14 protein-coding genes and 1 pseudogene are annotated in these 16,208 nt (G+C 73.5%); 7 read left to right on the forward strand and 8 right to left on the reverse strand.

Annotation, left to right across the window (positions count from 1 at the left end; genetic code table 11):
* Nucleotides 1–21: 21 nt before the first annotated feature.
* The 4 genes from efeO to IF09_RS0102980 form a co-directional block, all read right to left on the reverse strand.
* Nucleotides 22–1,170 carry an iron uptake system protein EfeO gene (efeO, locus tag IF09_RS0102965; protein ID WP_030291536.1) on the reverse strand — a complete coding sequence of 383 codons (1,149 nt, stop codon included), beginning with the start codon at nt 1,168–1,170 and terminating at the stop codon, nt 22–24.
* 185 nt (nt 1,171–1,355) lie between these two features.
* Nucleotides 1,356–2,234 carry a heme ABC transporter ATP-binding protein gene (locus tag IF09_RS0102970; protein WP_051832047.1) on the reverse strand — a complete coding sequence of 293 codons (879 nt, stop codon included), beginning with the start codon at nt 2,232–2,234 and terminating at the stop codon, nt 1,356–1,358.
* A complete protein-coding gene (locus IF09_RS0102975) occupies nt 2,231–3,364 on the reverse strand; it encodes a FecCD family ABC transporter permease (RefSeq protein ID WP_418953014.1) in 1,134 nt (377 codons plus the stop codon). Before IF09_RS0102975 ends, IF09_RS0102970 begins: the two co-directional genes overlap by 4 nt.
* Nucleotide 3,365: 1 nt before the next feature.
* Nucleotides 3,366–4,400 carry an ABC transporter substrate-binding protein gene (locus tag IF09_RS0102980; RefSeq protein WP_030291542.1) on the reverse strand — a complete coding sequence of 345 codons (1,035 nt, stop codon included), beginning with the start codon at nt 4,398–4,400 and terminating at the stop codon, nt 3,366–3,368.
* A gap of 125 nt (nt 4,401–4,525) precedes the next feature.
* On the opposite strand from IF09_RS0102980, the gene IF09_RS0102985 reads away from it, so the two are divergent.
* The 3 genes from IF09_RS0102985 to IF09_RS0102995 all read left to right on the forward strand — a co-directional run bounded on the left by IF09_RS0102985 (nt 4,526) and on the right by IF09_RS0102995 (nt 8,181).
* Nucleotides 4,526–6,004, forward strand: coding sequence for an HtaA domain-containing protein (locus IF09_RS0102985; protein WP_051832048.1), 1,479 nt, complete (start codon nt 4,526–4,528; stop codon nt 6,002–6,004).
* Between the two features lie 76 nt (nt 6,005–6,080).
* The gene (locus tag IF09_RS0102990) at nt 6,081–7,490 is read left to right on the forward strand and encodes an HtaA domain-containing protein (protein ID WP_030291546.1); all 1,410 of its coding nucleotides are present in this window, start codon (nt 6,081–6,083) and stop codon (nt 7,488–7,490) included.
* Between the two features lie 19 nt (nt 7,491–7,509).
* The gene (locus IF09_RS0102995) at nt 7,510–8,181 is read left to right on the forward strand and encodes a PhzF family phenazine biosynthesis protein (RefSeq protein ID WP_030291549.1); all 672 of its coding nucleotides are present in this window, start codon (nt 7,510–7,512) and stop codon (nt 8,179–8,181) included.
* 64 nt (nt 8,182–8,245) lie between these two features.
* Here the strand turns inward: IF09_RS0102995 and IF09_RS0103000 are convergent, their stop codons facing one another.
* Together IF09_RS0103000 and map are read right to left on the reverse strand one after the other, a co-directional pair.
* Entirely contained in the window at nt 8,246–8,893 is a 648-nt protein-coding gene (locus IF09_RS0103000) for a heme oxygenase (biliverdin-producing) (protein ID WP_030291551.1), read from the reverse strand.
* 195 nt (nt 8,894–9,088) lie between these two features.
* A complete protein-coding gene (gene map / locus IF09_RS0103005) occupies nt 9,089–9,946 on the reverse strand; it encodes a type I methionyl aminopeptidase (protein ID WP_030291553.1) in 858 nt (285 codons plus the stop codon).
* 82 nt (nt 9,947–10,028) lie between these two features.
* Between map and IF09_RS0103010 the strand changes: the two genes are divergently transcribed.
* Entirely contained in the window at nt 10,029–10,268 is a 240-nt protein-coding gene (locus IF09_RS0103010) for a hypothetical protein (protein ID WP_030291554.1), read from the forward strand.
* Nucleotides 10,269–10,305: 37 nt separating this feature from the next.
* Here IF09_RS0103010 and IF09_RS0103015 read toward each other — a convergent pair whose 3' ends face one another.
* Nucleotides 10,306–10,911, reverse strand: a complete 606-nt coding sequence (locus IF09_RS0103015) for a hypothetical protein (RefSeq protein WP_030291556.1) — start codon at nt 10,909–10,911, stop codon at nt 10,306–10,308.
* A gap of 115 nt (nt 10,912–11,026) precedes the next feature.
* On the opposite strand from IF09_RS0103015, the gene npdG reads away from it, so the two are divergent.
* Both npdG and IF09_RS0103025 read left to right on the forward strand, forming a co-directional pair.
* Entirely contained in the window at nt 11,027–11,755 is a 729-nt protein-coding gene (gene npdG, locus IF09_RS0103020) for an NADPH-dependent F420 reductase (protein ID WP_030291559.1), read from the forward strand.
* A 262-nt stretch (nt 11,756–12,017) separates the two neighbouring features.
* Nucleotides 12,018–12,203, forward strand: a complete 186-nt coding sequence (locus tag IF09_RS0103025; protein WP_030291561.1) for a hypothetical protein — start codon at nt 12,018–12,020, stop codon at nt 12,201–12,203.
* 4 nt (nt 12,204–12,207) lie between these two features.
* On the opposite strand, the gene IF09_RS0103030 is transcribed toward IF09_RS0103025, so the two are convergent.
* Nucleotides 12,208–13,005: a site-2 protease family protein gene (locus IF09_RS0103030; protein WP_030291563.1), complete on the reverse strand. Its 798-nt coding sequence runs from the start codon at nt 13,003–13,005 to the stop codon at nt 12,208–12,210.
* Between the two features lie 73 nt (nt 13,006–13,078).
* On the opposite strand from IF09_RS0103030, the pseudogene IF09_RS39865 reads away from it, so the two are divergent.
* Nucleotides 13,079–16,205: pseudogene (locus tag IF09_RS39865) on the forward strand (ATP-binding protein).
* The last annotated feature ends 3 nt before the right edge of the window (nt 16,206–16,208 follow it).

A 16,208-nucleotide genomic window follows, 5' to 3' on the forward strand; every position in this document is an offset into this window, starting at 1 on the left:
GTCCGTTACCCCTGATCCGCGTTACTTGGCGACGGCGGCGGCAAGCTTGGACAGCGGCTCCCCGAGGGCGCTGACCGCGTCCGAGAGCTCCTTGCGCTGGTCCGGGCCGACGGTCTCGTACGACGTGAACTCGTAGCCGTTCTTGTCGGCGCGGTACTTGTCGAGCAGCGTGTTCATCGCGGCGAACTGCTTGTCCAGCTCCGCGGACAGGGCCGGGTCGTTCTTCGCGGTGACCGGCTTGAGCAGCTCGTACGCTTTCTGGGCGCCCTCGACGTTGGCCTTGAAGTCGACCAGGTCGGTGTGGCTGTAGCGCTCTTCCTCACCGGTGACCTTGCCGCTGGCGACCTCGTCCAGCAGCTCCTTGGCACCGTTCGCCATCGAGGTGGGGGTGATCTCCGCCTGGCCGACCTTCTTCTGCCAGTCGGTGAGGTCGGTGATCAGCGTGTCGGCGAGCTTCTTCTCGTCGTCGCCGATCTTGTTGTCGACCCACAGGGCCTTCTCCAGGCGGTGCCAGCCGGTCCAGTCCTTCGCCGGGTCCTGGCCGGCCTCCAGGCCGTCCTCGCGGACGTCGACCTTCGGGTCGATGTCGCCGAAGGACTCGGCGACCGGCTCGGTGCGCTCCCAGCCGATGCGGGACGCGGCGTACGCCTTCTTGGCGGCCTCGACGTCGCCGGCCTTGACCGCGTCCGCGAAGGCCTGCGCCTTCGGGAGGGTCTGGTCGGCCTGCTCCTGCACGTACTTGCGGTACTCGGCGACCGCGGCGTCCAGCTCGGGGCTGCGCTTCTCGACGGCGCCGTTGCCCGTGGCCTTGACCTTCTGCCGGATGCCGTCGCCCTTCATGCCGGGCTTGCAGGCGATCTCGTAGTCGCCGGCCTTGATCTCCGCGGTGATGGAGGCCTTGGTGCCGGGGCCGATGTTCTCGCGCTCGGCGACGATGCGGTCGTCCGGGAAGAGGACGTAGACCTCGGTGACCTTGGAGCCCTTGTTCTCGACCTCGAGGGTGACCTTGCCGGCCGGGAACTCCGTCTTGGAGACCTCGCAGGCACTGTCGGAGGCGGCGATCTTGACGGCCCCGTCGCCGGCGCCGCTCTTCTCGGCGCAGCCGGTGACTGCGGTGAGCGCGGCCACGGCGGCGACCGCGGTGAGGACGGTGAGGCGGGCGGGACGCATGCGGGCTCCTGGCTGTCTGGCGTTCGGCAGACGGCCGCCCCGATCAGGAGGGACGGCCGGTGAGGCGGACCTAACTTAACCGAGGCTTACCTGACCCATACCCGTGCGTCCAGTGATTCAGGCCACACCTGCGACCGCCGGCTACGGGGCCGTCACGGCGCCTTCAGGGCCAGCCCATGGGAAGGTCAAGCGGAAGTCAAGTCCACGTGACCGTTCCGTACGGCGGAAGGGTCCGCGCTCCGTACGGGGATCACAAGCGGAACCCCGGTACGCGGATGCGGGAGGACCTCGACGGCCTGCCGGTAGACCCGGCTCAGCAGACCGGCCCCGAACACCTCGGCCGGCGGCCCGTCCACCGCGATCCGCCCCTCGTGCAGGACGGCGGCCCGGTCCGCGTACGCGGCGGCCAGGCCCAGGTCGTGCAGGACGACCACCACCGCGTCCCCGGCCGCGGCCCGCTCCCGGCAGATCCGCAGCACCAGCTCCTGGTGGCGCAGGTCCAGGGCCGCGGTCGGCTCGTCGAGCAGCAACAGCGGGGCCTGCTGGGCCAGTACGCGGGCCAGCGCGACCCGGGCCCGTTCGCCGCCGGAGAGCGCGGAGAACGGGCGGGCGGCGAAACCGGCCACCTCCGTCGCGGCCATGGCGGCGGCCACCGCCTCCTCGTCGGCGTCGGCGAGCGGGGTGCCGGCCCACGGCGCGCGGCCCATCCGTACGACGTCCCCGACGGGGAAGGGGAAGGACATCTCCGCCGACTGGGGGAGTACGGACCGGCGCAGGGCCAGATCCGGGGCCGCCCACTCGTCCACCGGGCGCCCGTCGATCCGTACGAGGCCCTCGGCGGCGGGCAGATCGGCCGCGAGGGCGGCCAGCAGGGTGGACTTGCCGGCGCCGTTCGGGCCGACCAGTGCCAGCACCTCGCCGGCCCGCGCGGTCAGGTCGATCCCGGCCAGCACCGCGCGCTCGCCGAGCCGGACACCGAGGCCGACGGCCTCGGCGAAGGCGGCGCCGGGGGACGGCCGGGCGGGGATGCTGCGTCCCCTGCGCCGCCGGAACGGGATGCTCATGCCCAGCCCCCCTGCTTGCGGCGGGTGCGACGCAGCAGCCAGAAGAAGAACGGGCTGCCGATCAGGGCGGTCAGCACCCCGAGCGGAAGCTCGGCGGGCCGGGCGATGGTCCGGGCGGCCAGGTCGCCTCCGAGCAGGACCACGGCGCCGGCGAGGGCGCTGCCCGGGACCAGGAAGCGGTGGCCGGGGCCGTTCGCCATGCGCAGCAGGTGCGGGACGAGCAGCCCGACGAAGGTGATGACGCCGGCCACGGCGACGGCCGCCGCGGTGAGCAGCGCGACGACGAGGATGAGCGCGAGGCGCAGCCGCTCCACGTCCACGCCGAGATGGCGGGCGGGCCGCTCGCCGAGCGAGAGCAGGTCCAGCTTGCGGGCGTAGCAGGGGGCGACCAGCAGACCGGCGAGCGCGCAGGGCAGGACGGCGAGCACCTTGGGCCAGGTGGCCTGGGCGAGGGAGCCGAGCTGCCAGAAGGTGATCTGGTTGACCTGGCCGCTGTCCGCGAAGAAGACGAACAGGCCGATCAGGGCGCCCGCGAAGGCGTTGACGGCGATGCCCGTGAGGATGAGGGTGACGACCTCGGTCCTGCCGCCGTTGCGGGAGAGGAGATAGACGGAGCCGACGGTCACCAGCCCGGCGACGAACGCGCAGGTTGCGACGGTCCAGTTGCCGAGGAAGCCGAGCCCGAGCCCGATGGCGGCGACCGCGCCCACGGCGGCGCCCGCGGAGATCCCGATGACGCCGGGTTCGGCGAGCGGATTCCCGAACACCCCCTGCATCAGGGCCCCCGCGCAGCCCAGGCTCGCGCCGACGAGCAGCGCGAGCACGACCCGGGGGAGCCGTACGTTCCACAGCACGCTCTCGCCGACCCGGTCGAGCGCGGCTCCGCCGAGCCCCAGCCGGTGCTGCACGGAGCCGAGCACGTCCCCGACGGGAATCCCGTACGCCCCGGCTCCGGCGGACACCAGGGCGAGCCCGATGAGCAGGACGACGAGCCCAACGGCCAGCAAGGCACCGGTCCGACGGGGCGTCGTTCCAGCCCGGGGCAGATCCAGCCCCGCCGGCGTGGGAGGCGCGGGGGTCAGGGGGCCGGCTCCCGACAGCGGCGCGGCACTCGCCTTCTGCCCGGCCACGTCAGGCCTTGCCGTACAGCTGGGAGATCAGCGATCTCAGCACTTGGTCCGTGCGCGGGCCGTAATTGAGAAGCACGCCGTCGTCGACGGTGACGACCCGCCGGTCCATCCCCGCCGGGGTCTGCGCGACGCCCGGGATCTTCACCAGGCCGTCCGTACCGCCCACGGACTCCAGTCCCTTGGACATCACCAGGATCGCGTCCGGCGCGGCGGCCGCCAGCGCCTCGCTCGTGACCGGCGTGAAGTCCTTGCCGAGCCCCGACTCCTTGCCCGTGTCCACGGCGCCGGCCGCTTCGAGCAGCGAGGCCGCGCCCGAGTCGGCGCCGCCCATCAGGTACACGGAGGCGGTGCCGCGCAGGTACAGGAACGCCACCCGCGGCTTCTTCCCGCTGGCCGCATCGGCGGGGACGCCCTTGCGGGCCGCGGCGATGCGCTCCGCGGTGCGCTGGTTCAGCTGCACTCCGGCGTCCTTGACGCCCAGCGCACCGGCCACCGCCCCGATCCGCTCCGGTACGTCCTCCAGCGACTTGGCCGGGGCCACGACCAGCAACGGGATGCCGGCGTCGCGGATCTGGCGGATCGCCTCGGCCGGGCCGGAGGTGGTCTCGGCCAGCACGAGCGTCGGGCGCAGCGACAGCACGCTCTCCGCCGAGACGTCATGACCCCGTGTCACCACCGGCAGCTGCGCGGCCTGTTCGAAGGTGGCCGTGATGTCGCGGGCGACGACCTGGGGGCCGAGGCCCAGGGTCTGGACGATCTCGTTGAGGCTGCCCGTCAGCGGGACCACCCGCTCCGCCGAGGTGACCGTCACCTGGCGGCCGTCCGCCGACGGCACGGTCACCGGGAGCGCCGGCAGCGGAGCCGGGGAGAGCGGCTCCACCCGGTCCGGCGCGGCGGCCGGCCGGGCGGCGGCGCCGGGTCCGGTGGCGGACGTGCCCGCGCAGCCCGTCAGGGCGGCCAGTGCCATCGCGGTGAAGGTGAGCGCAAGGGCAAGGGCGCGGCGGGGGGCGGGGGTTGGCGCGGCGGGCGTAGGCACGAAGGCACCGTCCTGATCGTCCGGCTGGAGGTCGGGCTGAGGTTCCGGGGAGCCGGGGGTTCCCCTCCGACTGGAGGTAGCTTAGGTTAGCCTAACCTTATTAACCAGACCCGGAAGGGGCATTCATGCCCTCGCGACCCGCCCGCGCATCCGCAGTCGCCCTGGTGTCGGCCCTGGCGGCCCTGTTGTGCGCCCTGCTCCCGGCCACTGCCGCCCATGCGGCCGGCCGTACCGTGCAGGGGGGCCGGCTCGACTGGGGCATCAAGTCGTCTTTCCAGAGTTATGTCACCGGCCCGGTCGCAAAAGGCTCTTTCAAGCTGAAGAACGGCGCCGCCACGGTCGGCGGCAGCCTGTTCCGCTTCCACTCGGCCACCGGCTCCTACGATCCGGAAACCGGCGCCTTCGAGGCCGCCTTCAGCGGTGGCGTCGTCTTCCAGGGCCACCAGAAGCCGGACGGCTCGTACGAACTGGACCTGGCCGTCAGCCGCCCGACCGTCAAGATCAACGGCGGCAGCGGCACCCTCTACGCGGACGTCTCCAGCAAGGCCAAGGACACCGGCGCGGTCACCACACAGACCCAGGTGCCCTTCGCCACCCTCGGCCTCGGCGGCGTCAACATGAGGGGCGGCGGCAGCCCGATCGCCCTGACCGGCATCCCGGCCACCCTCACCGACCAGGGCGCCAAGGCCTTCGCGGGCTACTACCCGGCGGGCGCGCAGCTCGATCCCGTCTCGCTCTCCGCCGACGTCAAGGCCGCCCCCGCCGCCGAGACCTCACCGGCCGCGAGCCCGTCGGCGCAGCCCTCGCAGGATCCGCAGGCCGCCCAGGGCGCGTTCGCCGACGCCGCCGTTGACTGGGGCGTCCGGCGCACGTTCCGCGAGTACGTCACGGGGGCCGTCGGGCAGGGCAAGTGGACCCTCGCCGAGGGGGCCCAGGACGGCGGCGCGCTGTTCCGCTTCCCCCAGGGCAAGGGCGCGTACGACGGCCGGAAGGGGACCCTCGACGCCGCCTTCGCGGGCACGGTCCACTTCACCGGCGCCCATCTGGACCTGAAGCTCGGCAAGCTGAGCGTCACGGTGGAGAACGGAAAGGGCGTCCTGTCCGCCGACGTCACCACCGGCAGCGAGACGAAGAACGCCGTCGCGCTCGTCGAGTTCGACGCCAAGGGACTGAAGACCGACGGCGCACTGGCCACTCTCACCGAAGCCCCGGCCACCCTCACCGAAGGCGGCTCGCAGGCCTTCACATCCATGACCCCTTCTTCCCTGTATGCGGCGGGCACCGAGATGGACCCCGTCTCGCTCGCCGTCGCGCTCGACGCCACCGCGAAGCTGCCGGCCCTGCCCGACCTGGGCTCCACGGCCTCGCCCGGCGCGCCTGCGGCCCCCGGCACGTCCGCTGCTCCCGCCGCGCAGGAGGAGGAGTCCTCGAACGCCGGGTTGTACGCCGCCCTCGGGGTGGCCGTCCTGGTCCTGGCCGGCGGCGCGGGCCACCTCGTGCTGCGCCGCAACCGCCGTACGGAGGCAGACGCGCCCGACGCGCCCGCCCAGGCCGATCCGGACGGTCCCGCCGAGTCCGTGGCCGCGCAGCAGCCCAAGCCCTGACCGCGCGCCCGCCCCGACAGCCCTCACGCCTCACCCCCCCCAGCCACCCCCCGTCGCCTTTCAGGAGGCCCCCGCAATGTCCTCGTCCCACCGCCGTCCGCTCGCCCTCGCGGCCGCCGTCGCCACCGCCGCCGCGCTCGGCTCCACCGCCTTCGTCCTGCCCGCCACCGCGGCGGACGGACCCCCGACCGGCCCTGTGAAGATCGTCGGCGGCACCCTCGACTGGGGTGTGCTCGCCGGCTACCGCGCCTACGTGACCGGCATGGCCAAGGGCACCATCACCGTGGCGGACGGCGCCCGGCAGAACGAGGACGGCAGCCTGCGCTTCGGCGAGCCGACCGGCCAGTACGAGCCGGCCGCCGGACACGTCGTGAAGGCCGCCTTCAAGGGCAGCGTCACCTTCTCCTCGCCCGCCCCGCCGGCCGGTCACGGCTTCGAGGTCAGGCTCTCGGACTTCCGCATCGACATCGGCACCAAGAAGCTCACCGCGGACGTCACCAAGGGCGGCGCCACGGCCCAGGACGTGCCGCTGGCCGCGGTGGCCTTCGCCGGCCGGTCGATGGACGGCCTCGCGACCACCCTCACCAAGGAGGCCGCGGACGCGCTCGGTTCGGCCTCGTACGAGAACAAGGCCGGCGACCCGCTCACCGCGAAGCTGGAGTTCGAGAAGCCCGCCCCGCCCAGCCCCTCCCCGACGCCCACGAAGCCGGCGGCCCCCTCCCCGACCCCGACGAAGCCGGCGACGCCCTCCGCAACGCCCACGGCCCCGGCCGACGGCCCGCGGAAGATCCTCGGTGCCAAGCTGACGTGGGGCGTGAAGGAGTCCTTCCGCAAGTACGTCCTGGGCGCGGGCTCGATCACCCCGGCCGGCGGCGCCGCCAAGAACGGCGACCTCTTCGACTTCGCCCTCGGCAAGGGCGAACTCGACGCGAAGAAGCAGACCCTGAACGCCTCCTTCGAGGGGAGCCTCCGCTTCCGGTACGCGGCCCACGGCATCGACATGACCTTCGCCAACCCGCGCGTCGCCGCGGCCGGCAAGACCGGCACCCTCTACGTGGACGTCAAGAACGCCTCCGGCAGCAAGACGGACGTCCCGTTCGCCACGCTCGACCTGTCGAAGACGGACCACAAGACCAAGGACGGCGTACTGGCGCTGAACGCGGTTCCGGCAGCGTTCACCGCCGAGGGCGCCGCCTCCTTCGCCAACGACACCACCGGCTCCCTGTACAAGGCCGGAGACGCGGTCGACCCGCTCACCCTCTCCGTGGCGGTGGACAAGGGCGTCACCCTCCCGACGGGCGGCCCCACCCCGAACACCGGCGGCACGGGCGGTACCGGGGCCGCAGCCGGCAGCGTCGGCGGGAACCTCGCCAGCACCGGTGCCGAACTCCCGGCCGGAGCCCTGCTCGCCACCTCCGGCGCGGCCGTCGCGGCCGGCGCCGGCGCGGTCTTCCTCGCACGCAGGCGGCGCGCCGTCCAGATCTGAACCGTGTTTCAATTCCCGCGTGAACGATCTAGATGTGCTCAGGGTCTTCTGCGCGGGCGACGGGCGGCACGGCAACCTGCTCGGCGTCGTACGTGACGGCCGGACCTGCCCCGACGACGCGTCGCGGCAGGCACTGGCCGCCGAACTCGGCTACAGCGAGACGGTGTTCGTCGACGACCCCGAGCGCGGGGTCGTCGACATCCGCACGCCCGGGACGCGGATGAGCTTCGCCGGCCATCCGCTGGTCGGGGTCGCCTGGCTGCTCGACATCGAGGAGCTCCAGCCGCCCGCCGGCTCCGTATGGGCCCGTGACGACGGGGAGTTCACCTGGATCACGGCCCTCCCCGACTGGGTCGAGGGCAAGCGCACCGAGCAGTACGCGAGCCCCGCCGAGGTCGACGCCCTGCCCGCGCCGCCGCCCGGCGAGGGCTGGCTGTACGCCTGGGCCTGGGAGGACGAGACCGCGGGCCGCATCCGGGCCCGCGGCTTCCCGCGCCGCCCCGACGGGGTCATCGCCGAGGACGAGGCCACCGGGTCGGCCGCGATACTGCTGACCGCCGAGCTGAACCGCGCCCTGAACATCACCCAGGGGGCGGGCTCCCAGATCCTCACCGCGCCCGGCCCGGACGGCACCGTCGAGATCGGCGGCCGCGTCCGCTTCGCGAAGCCGCCCGAGGCGCGGACCGAGTAGAGGCGTACGCCCCCGGCACCGCTCGGTGCCGGGGGCGTACGTACGCCGTGGAGGGCGGGGCGCGTCAGGCGCTCAGCGGGAACTCCCGGCCCAGCTCCCGGAAGACCGCGCCGTTGAAGTCGAAGGCGCGCTTGCACTCGTCGATGATGCGCTGCTTCTCCAGGTCGTCCGCGGCGATCTCGTCCAGCAGCTCGCGGTAGGTCCGCTTGAAGGCCGCGGGGTTGGCGATGTCCGCGAAGACGTAGAACCGGACCCCGTCGCCCTTGCGCGTGAAGCCCCACGTCCGCTCCGCCTTGTCGCGGATGATCTGGCCGCCGGAGAGGTCGCCCAGGTAGCGGGTGTAGTGGTGGGCGACGTACCCGCCGGGCCAGGTGACCGCGCACTGCGCCACGCGGGCCGCGTACGCCTCGGTGGCGGGCAGTGCGATCAGCGTCTCGCGCCAGGACGGCCCGCGCAGGTGGGCCAGGTCGCGCTCGATCTCGGCGACGCGCAGCAGCTCGGGCCGTATGAACGGGCCGGCCACCGGGTCGTCCTTCAGGGACTCGGCCGCGTCCTCCAGGGCCCGGTACACGAACCACAGCTGCTCGGTGTAGCGCGTGTACGCGTCCACCCCGAGCCGGCCGCCGAGCATGTCGCTCATGAAGGTCGAGGTCTCGGCCTCGGTGTGCTGCTCGTGCGACGCGACACGGATGACCGTAGAGAAGGCGTCCAAGACAATCCTCCGGAGACGGGACGAGGAGACGGGCGGAGCCGCCGGGCGTGACGGCACGTCCGCCACGCCCGATCCTCGTGCTTAGGCTTACCTAAGTCAATGTCTTCCCGACGCGGTGTCGGTAAAACACCCGCGGCGGAGATTCTCCGCCGGGTTTCCGTCTTCCTGCTCCTGCTCCTGGTCCGGGTCCGGCTCTTACGGCAGGGTGAGGATCTCGGCTCCCGTGTCCGTCACCACCAGTGTGTGCTCGAACTGCGCGGTGCGCTTGCGGTCCTTCGTCACGACGGTCCAGCCGTCGGCCCACATGTCGTACTCGTGCGTGCCCAGGGTCAGCATCGGCTCGATCGTGAAGGTCATGCCGGGCTCGATGACCGTCGTGGCGTGCGGGCTATCGTAGTGCGGGATGATCAGGCCGGAGTGGAAGGACGAGTTGATGCCGTGCCCGGTGAAGTCCCGGACCACGCCGTAGCCGAAGCGCTTCGCGTACGACTCGATGACCCGGCCGATCACGTTGATCTGGCGGCCCGGCTTGACGGCCTTGATCGCCCGGTTCAGGGCCTCGCGGGTGCGCTCCACGAGCAGCCGCGACTCCTCGTCCACCTCGCCGCACAGGTAGGTGGCGTTGTTGTCGCCGTGCACGCCGCCGATGAACGCGGTGACGTCGAGGTTCACGATGTCGCCGTCGCGCAGGACGGTGGAGTCGGGGATGCCGTGGCAGATGACCTCGTTGACCGAGGAGCACAGGGACTTCGGGAAGCCCCGGTAGCCCAGCGTCGACGGGTAGGCGCCGTGGTCGCACATGTACTCGTGCGCGACCCGGTCCAGCTCGTCGGTGGTCACCCCCGGCGCGATCAGCTTGGCGGCCTCTTCCATCGCCTGGGCGGCGATCCGGCCGGCGATGCGCATCGCCTCGATGGTCGCGGCGGACTGCACCTCCGGTCCGGTGTACGGAGTGGGCGCGGGCCTGCCCACGTACTCGGGCCGGCGGATGTTTCCGGGAACGGAACGGGCGGGAGAGAGCTCGCCTGGTACGAGCAGCGACTGGCCAGACATGCAAGCGAGTGTATCCAGCGGGGATGGGGCAGCATGGCGGCAGAGAGCGGTATCGAGAGGTATCGAGAGGAGCCCTGGGACGATGGCCCTGTTCAAGAAGCGTCAGGTGGGCAAACCCGGCGAGTGGTACTACTGCCTGGTCCACCGCAAGGTCGAGGAAGGCCCGGAGTGCCCGGCGAAGGACCGTTTCGGCCCGTACACCTCGCCGGAGGAGGCCGCCCACGCCATGGAGACCGCCGAGGAACGCAATCTCGAATGGCAGAACGACCCCAAGTGGAACGACAAGTCCCGCGACGAGGACGAGGGCACGGCCGCCCCGTAGGGCCGTAGGGCCTTTAGAGCTCCGGGCCCTGTGGGTCCTACCAGCTGCTGGGCGGCGGCGCGGTCAGCTGGTCGGCCAGCCGCGCCAGCCGGTCCCGCAGCCGCCGCGGCCCGCGCTGCACCGGCAGGCCGTTCTCCCCGGCCGCCGCGCTGACCAGGTGCTGCACGGTGTCCAGGTCCAGCTCGCCGGCCCCTTCCCGGACGGACAGGGCGTCGTGCGCGAGCGCGGCGAGATCCGGATCGCCGCCGTCCAGGGACAGTACGGTCGCCCCCGCGCGCCGGGCGTCGTGCACCCGCTCCAGCAGCCCCGCCCCCGGCTGCTCCGGCGCCACCACCAGCAGGGTGTGCCCGCGCCGGGCCGCCTCCAGCCGGCCCAGCCCCACCGACAGGTGCGCCGACTCCCCGGGCAGGACCCGGTGGCGTACGAGCGTGGGCGCCAGCTCCGGGAGCCCCGACCAGGCGGCCTCGTCCACCAGGTGCGCCGCCAGGTGCCAGGGCTCGTACTGCTCGGTCCCCACCAGCAGCAGGTTCCCGCCGGCCGGCGAGACGGAGCGCCGCAGCGATCCCGCGAAGCGGCGCGCGGCACCGGGCCACTGCGTACCGGCGAGCACCTCGCGCAGCAGCGCGACCCTCACGGCGTCCATATCGGCATCCTGCCGCATGGAAGGGACATACGGGAGCGCTTCGCCCCGCTTCGCCCGGCCGGACGCAGCCCCGTTCCCGTTCGACTCCGCGGGTCCCGGCATTACCCTCGCCCCCATGACCTCCTCAGACAGCACTCAGACTTCCCCCGCGACGGCGCCGGCCAAGGCACCGGCCAAGGACCCGTGGGACCTGCCGGACGTCTCCGGCCTCGTCGTCGGCGTCCTCGGCGGCACCGGCGACCAGGGCCGGGGCCTGGCCTACCGGCTCGCCCGGGCGGGCCAGAAGGTGATCATCGGCTCCCGCGCCGCCGACCGCGCGCAGAGCGCCGCCGACGAACTGGGCCTCGGGGTGGAGGGTGCGGACAACGCCGAGTGCGCGCGCCGCAGCGACATCGTGATCATCGCGGTGCCGTGGGAGGGCCACGCCAAGACCCTCGAAGCCCTCCGCGAGGACCTCGCGGGCAAGCTCGTGGTGGACTGCGTCAACCCGCTGGGCTTCGACAAGCAGGGCGCGTACGCCCTCCACGTCGAAGAGGGCAGCGCGGCCCAGCAGGCCGCGGCCCTGCTCCCCGACTCCCGGGTGACGGCCGCCTTCCACCACCTCTCGGCGGTCCTGCTCCAGGACGAGTCCGTCGAGGAGATCGACACCGACGTGATGGTCCTCGGCGAATCCCGCGCCGACACGGACCTCGTGCAGGCCCTGGCCGGCCGTATCCCGGGCATGCGCGGGGTCTTCGCGGGCCGTCTGCGCAACGCCCACCAGGTGGAGTCCCTGGTCGCCAACCTGATCTCCGCCAACCGCCGCTACAAGGCCCACACGGGCCTGCGCGTCACGGACGTCTGAGCCGCCGCCCCCGTGCCCGGCGGCCGCCCGCCGGGCACAGGGGCGGATTCCCTCAGCCCCGGCGGCTGCCGACGCGCGCCTCGACGGCGCCGGCCACCACCCCCTGGCAGAAGGCGAACCGTAGCGGCGTGGTGCGTCGGAGGTCGGGGAACGGCGGAAAAGGTCGGAAGCGGAGGGCGCGGGGCTTTACGGGAGCACTGCAGGGCATGGGGGACACTGGAGGGGCTCGACCCCGATCCGTGTCGCCGAGGAGCTGTTCCCCATGCCCCGCCTTGCCGTGTTCGCCATCGTCGTCTGCGTGCTGTCCGTGGCCGCGGCCGTGGTCGCCTTCGTGGAGGGCAGCTTCCTGGGGATCGTGTGGGTGCTGCTGGCCGGGCTCACGTCCAACATGGCCTGGTACTACCTGCGCAAGGCGAAGGCCGAGAAGGCAGCCCGCTCCGCGGGGTAGCCGCCTACTGCGGGACCGCGCAGAAGCCGTTCGTGTCCTGCCAGAAGCGGTAGAGGTCGCGGCCGCAGTAGGTCTCCAGGTCCGACACGCCCAGCGAGGCCAGCAGATCGCGCACCACGTCGAAGAAGAACCCGTTGACCTCCGGGATCCACAGCAGCGCGAAGACGGCGATCAGCCCGAACGGCGCCAGCGGCGCGACCTCGCGGCGGATCCGGTACGAGAGCCAGGGCTCGATGATCCCGTAGCCGTCCAGGCCCGGGACCGGCAGGAAATTCAGGATCGCCGCCGAGACCTGGAGCAGCGCGAGGAAGGCGAGCGCGAAGCGGAACGGCAGCGGGACGCCGTCGAGGGCGTCCAGCCAGAACGGCGCCGTGCAGACGATCGCGAAGGCCACGTTGGTCAGCGGGCCCGCCGCCGAGATCAGGCTGTGCTTCCAGCGGCCCTGGATCCGGTCCCGCTCGATGTACACGGCGCCGCCGGGCAGGCCCAGCCCGCCCATGATCACGAAGATCACCGGCAGGATGATGCTGAGCAGCGCGTGCGTGTACTTCAGCGGGTTCAGCGTCAGGTAGCCCTTGGCCCCGACGGTGAGGTCACCGCTGTGCAGGGCGGTGCGGGCGTGCGCGTACTCGTGCAGGCACAGGGAGACGATCCAGGCCGAGGTCACGAAGAGGAACACGGCGAGCCCGGTGCTCGTCGAGTACCCCGTCCACACGGCCCACCCGGTGACCGCCATGACGGCGGCGATACCGAGGAATACGGAACTGATCTGCCGCTCGCTGCGGCTCCCCTGATGACCCATGCGGCGAAACCTACCCCGGGCATGCGGCCAAAAGGAGTACGGGGTCGGGGGCCGAGCCAGCGACAATGGGCCGGTGCGCTACGCGATTCTCGGCACGGCCCAGGCCATCCGCGACGACGGGACCCCCGTCGCCGTCGGCGGAGCGCGCCTGCGCGCGCTGCTGACGGCGCTCGCGCTGCGCCCGGGGCGGGCGGTGCCGGTGCACCTGCTCGTGGCCGAGGTGTGGGACGGGGACCCGCCGGCCGACGCGGTGGCCGCCCTCCAGGCGCTGGTCGCGCGGCTGCGCCGGGCGCTGGGGCACGAGGCCGTGTGCTCCGCGGAGGGCGGCTACCTGCTGGCCGCCGAGCGGGACGACATCGACCTGTACCGCTTCGAGCGGCTGGTCCGGGCCGCGGGCGAGGCGCCGGACCCGGCCGGGGCGGCCGCCCTGTACGACGAGGCCCTCGCCCTGTGGCGCGGGCCGGCGCTGGCGGACCTCCCGGACCCGGCCGCGGAGGCCGCGCGCTGGGATGCCGTACGGGCGGACGCGCGCCGGGGCCGGCTCGCGGCGGCCCTGGCCCTGGGCGGGGCCGAGCAGGCCCTCCCTGAGCTGACCGCCCTGTGCGAGCAGCGCCCGCTGGACGAGCCGCTCCAGGCCCTGCGGATCCGCGCACTGCGGGACGCGGGCCGCCCGGCGGAGGCGCTGGCCGCCTACGACACCGTCCGCCGCACCCTCGCCGCCCGCCTGGGCACGGACCCGGGCCCGGACCTCCGAGCCCTCCACGCATCCCTCCTGGCCCCGTCCCCGGCTTCCGCCGCCCCGCAGCAGCCGGCCCAGGCCCCGGGCGGCGAGGCGGCCGGTGGGCTCGTACCGCCAGGGCAGGGGAACCTGCGGGCGCGGTTGACCAGCTTCGTGGGGCGGGAGCGGGACATCCGGGTCATCCGGGAGGACCTGGCGCGGGCTCGGCTCGTGACGCTGCTCGGGCCCGGCGGGGCCGGGAAGACGCGGCTGTCCCAGGAGGCCGCCGAGCGCGCCGCCGTGGCCTGGCCCGACGGGGTGTGGTTCGTGGAGCTGGCTCCCGTGGACGATCCCGAGGACGTCGCCGAGGCCGCGCTCACCGCGCTCGGCGCGCGCGAGACCAAGCTGCGCGGCGCCGCCGCCGAGGAGCTGCGGGTGCTGACCGACCGCGCCGGGGACCAGCCCCTCGACCGGCTCGCGGAGCACTGTGCGCGGCGCCGGATGCTGATGATCCTGGACAACTGCGAGCACGTCGTCGGCGCCGCCGCCGAGCTGGCCGACGAGCTCCTCGCGCGCTGCCCCGGCGTCCGGATCCTGGCCACCAGCCGCGAACCCCTCGGCGTGCCGGGGGAGTTGCTGCGGCCGGTGGAACCGCTGCCCGACCCCGTCGCGCTGCGGCTCCTGGGGGACCGGGGGGCCGCCGCCCGGCCCGGGTTCAGAGTCGAGGACGACCCGGCCGCCGCCGCCGAGATCTGCCGCCGCCTCGACGGGCTGCCGCTCGCCATCGAGCTGGCCGCGGCCCGGCTTCGGCTGCTCACCCCGCGCCAGATCGCCGACCGTCTCGACGACCGCTTCCGGCTCCTGACCAGCGGCGCCCGTACCGTCCTGCCCCGCCAGGTCCCTCGTCGTCGCCGCCCCCGGCCAGAGCGGCGGCATGCGCTACCGGCTCCTCGAGACCGTCGCCGAGTACGCCGCCGAGCGGCTGGCCGAAGCCGGCGGGGACCGCGCCGACACCGAGCGGCGCCACCTCACGTACTACCGCGAACTCGCCCGCACCACCGAGCCGTTGCTGCGCGGCCGCCACCAGCGCGAGGCCACGGAGCGGTTCGCCGCCGAGTACGAGAACCTCCGTACCGCGCTGCGCCGCGCCGTCGCCGCCCGCGACACCGACGAGGTGCTGTGCCTGGTCCACTCCCTCGCCTGGTACTGGCAGATGCACGACCTGCGCGCCGAGTCCCGGCACTGGTCCAACGCCGCCGGCGAGCTCGGCCCCGACCCGTTCGCCGCGCCCGTCACCCCCGCCGAGCCGGTGTACACGCAGCTCGTGGACGCGCCCCCGCCGTACGGCGGGGAACTGCTCACCGAGGCCTGGCGCGGCATCCGGATGATCCAGCTCGCCTCCCGCGACCAGACCAACGAGAGCTGGAACGCGCCGGAGATCCGGGCCCAGGTCGAGGGGATCGTCGCCGCCTACCGGCCCGGCCTGCCGCAGACCTGTCGGACCCCCGCCGGCCTGTGGATCTACGCCGTCATGATCGCCGGCGACCCCGGCCTGCTCCAGCAGGTCCTCGACGCCACCGTCGACACCGCCCGGGAGCTGGACTACCGCTGGGAGCTGGCCGCCGCCCTCCAGGTACGGGCCAACGTGCTGGCCAACCGGCCCGCCTGGTGCGGAGACGCGGCCCGCGACGCCGACGAGAGCCACGCCCTGTTCGAGTCGCTCGGCGACGACTGGGGCTGCGCCGAGGCCCTCTCCGCCCGCGCCGAATCCCGCGAGAAGCGGGGCGAGTACGCGGCGGCCGCCGATGACTTCCGGTCCGCGATCGAGCACGCCGAGCGGCTCGGCGCCCCGTCCCAGGTCACGGTCCTGCGCGCGCGGATGGCCGGAACCCTCATCGAGAACGGCGCGGTCGCCGAGGCCGAGGCGCTCCTCGACGGGATCGTGAGCACCCCCCGGAGCTACGGCAACGAGGCCATGCCGGCCGCCCGGATGTTCCTCGCGAGCATCTACGGCCGCACCGGCCGCATCCCCGAGGCCCGCCGTCAGCTCCAGCTGCTGCGCGAAGAGTTCGCGTTCGGCGCGTTCGCCATCTTCGACGGGTTCCTGCTCGGCACGATGGCCTGGCTGGAGAACCGGGAGGGCAAGTACACGGAGGCCCTCGTCCTGCTCCGGGAGGCCATGGGGACCGCCCAGGACCCCCTCGCCCTGATGGTCGCCCCGCAGCTGCCCGCCGTGTACCTGATGACGGCGGCCCTCTCCCACGCCGGCCTCGGCGGCGCGCAGCACGCGTACGACGCCGCGCGGCTGCTCGGCGCGTACCGGGCCCTGCTGCCGCCGCAGCACTTCCCGATCAGCACGGAACGCGAGGACGCAGCCCGGGCCGAGGAGCTGACGCGGGCCGCGCTCGGCGAGGCCGCGTACGCGTCCGCGTACGCCGAAGGCGGCGGCCTCACCCTGGAGGAGGCCACCGCCCTCGTCTGACCC

The organism is Streptomyces katrae (assembly GCF_000717655.1).
Lineage (GTDB): Bacteria > Actinomycetota > Actinomycetes > Streptomycetales > Streptomycetaceae > Streptomyces > Streptomyces katrae_B.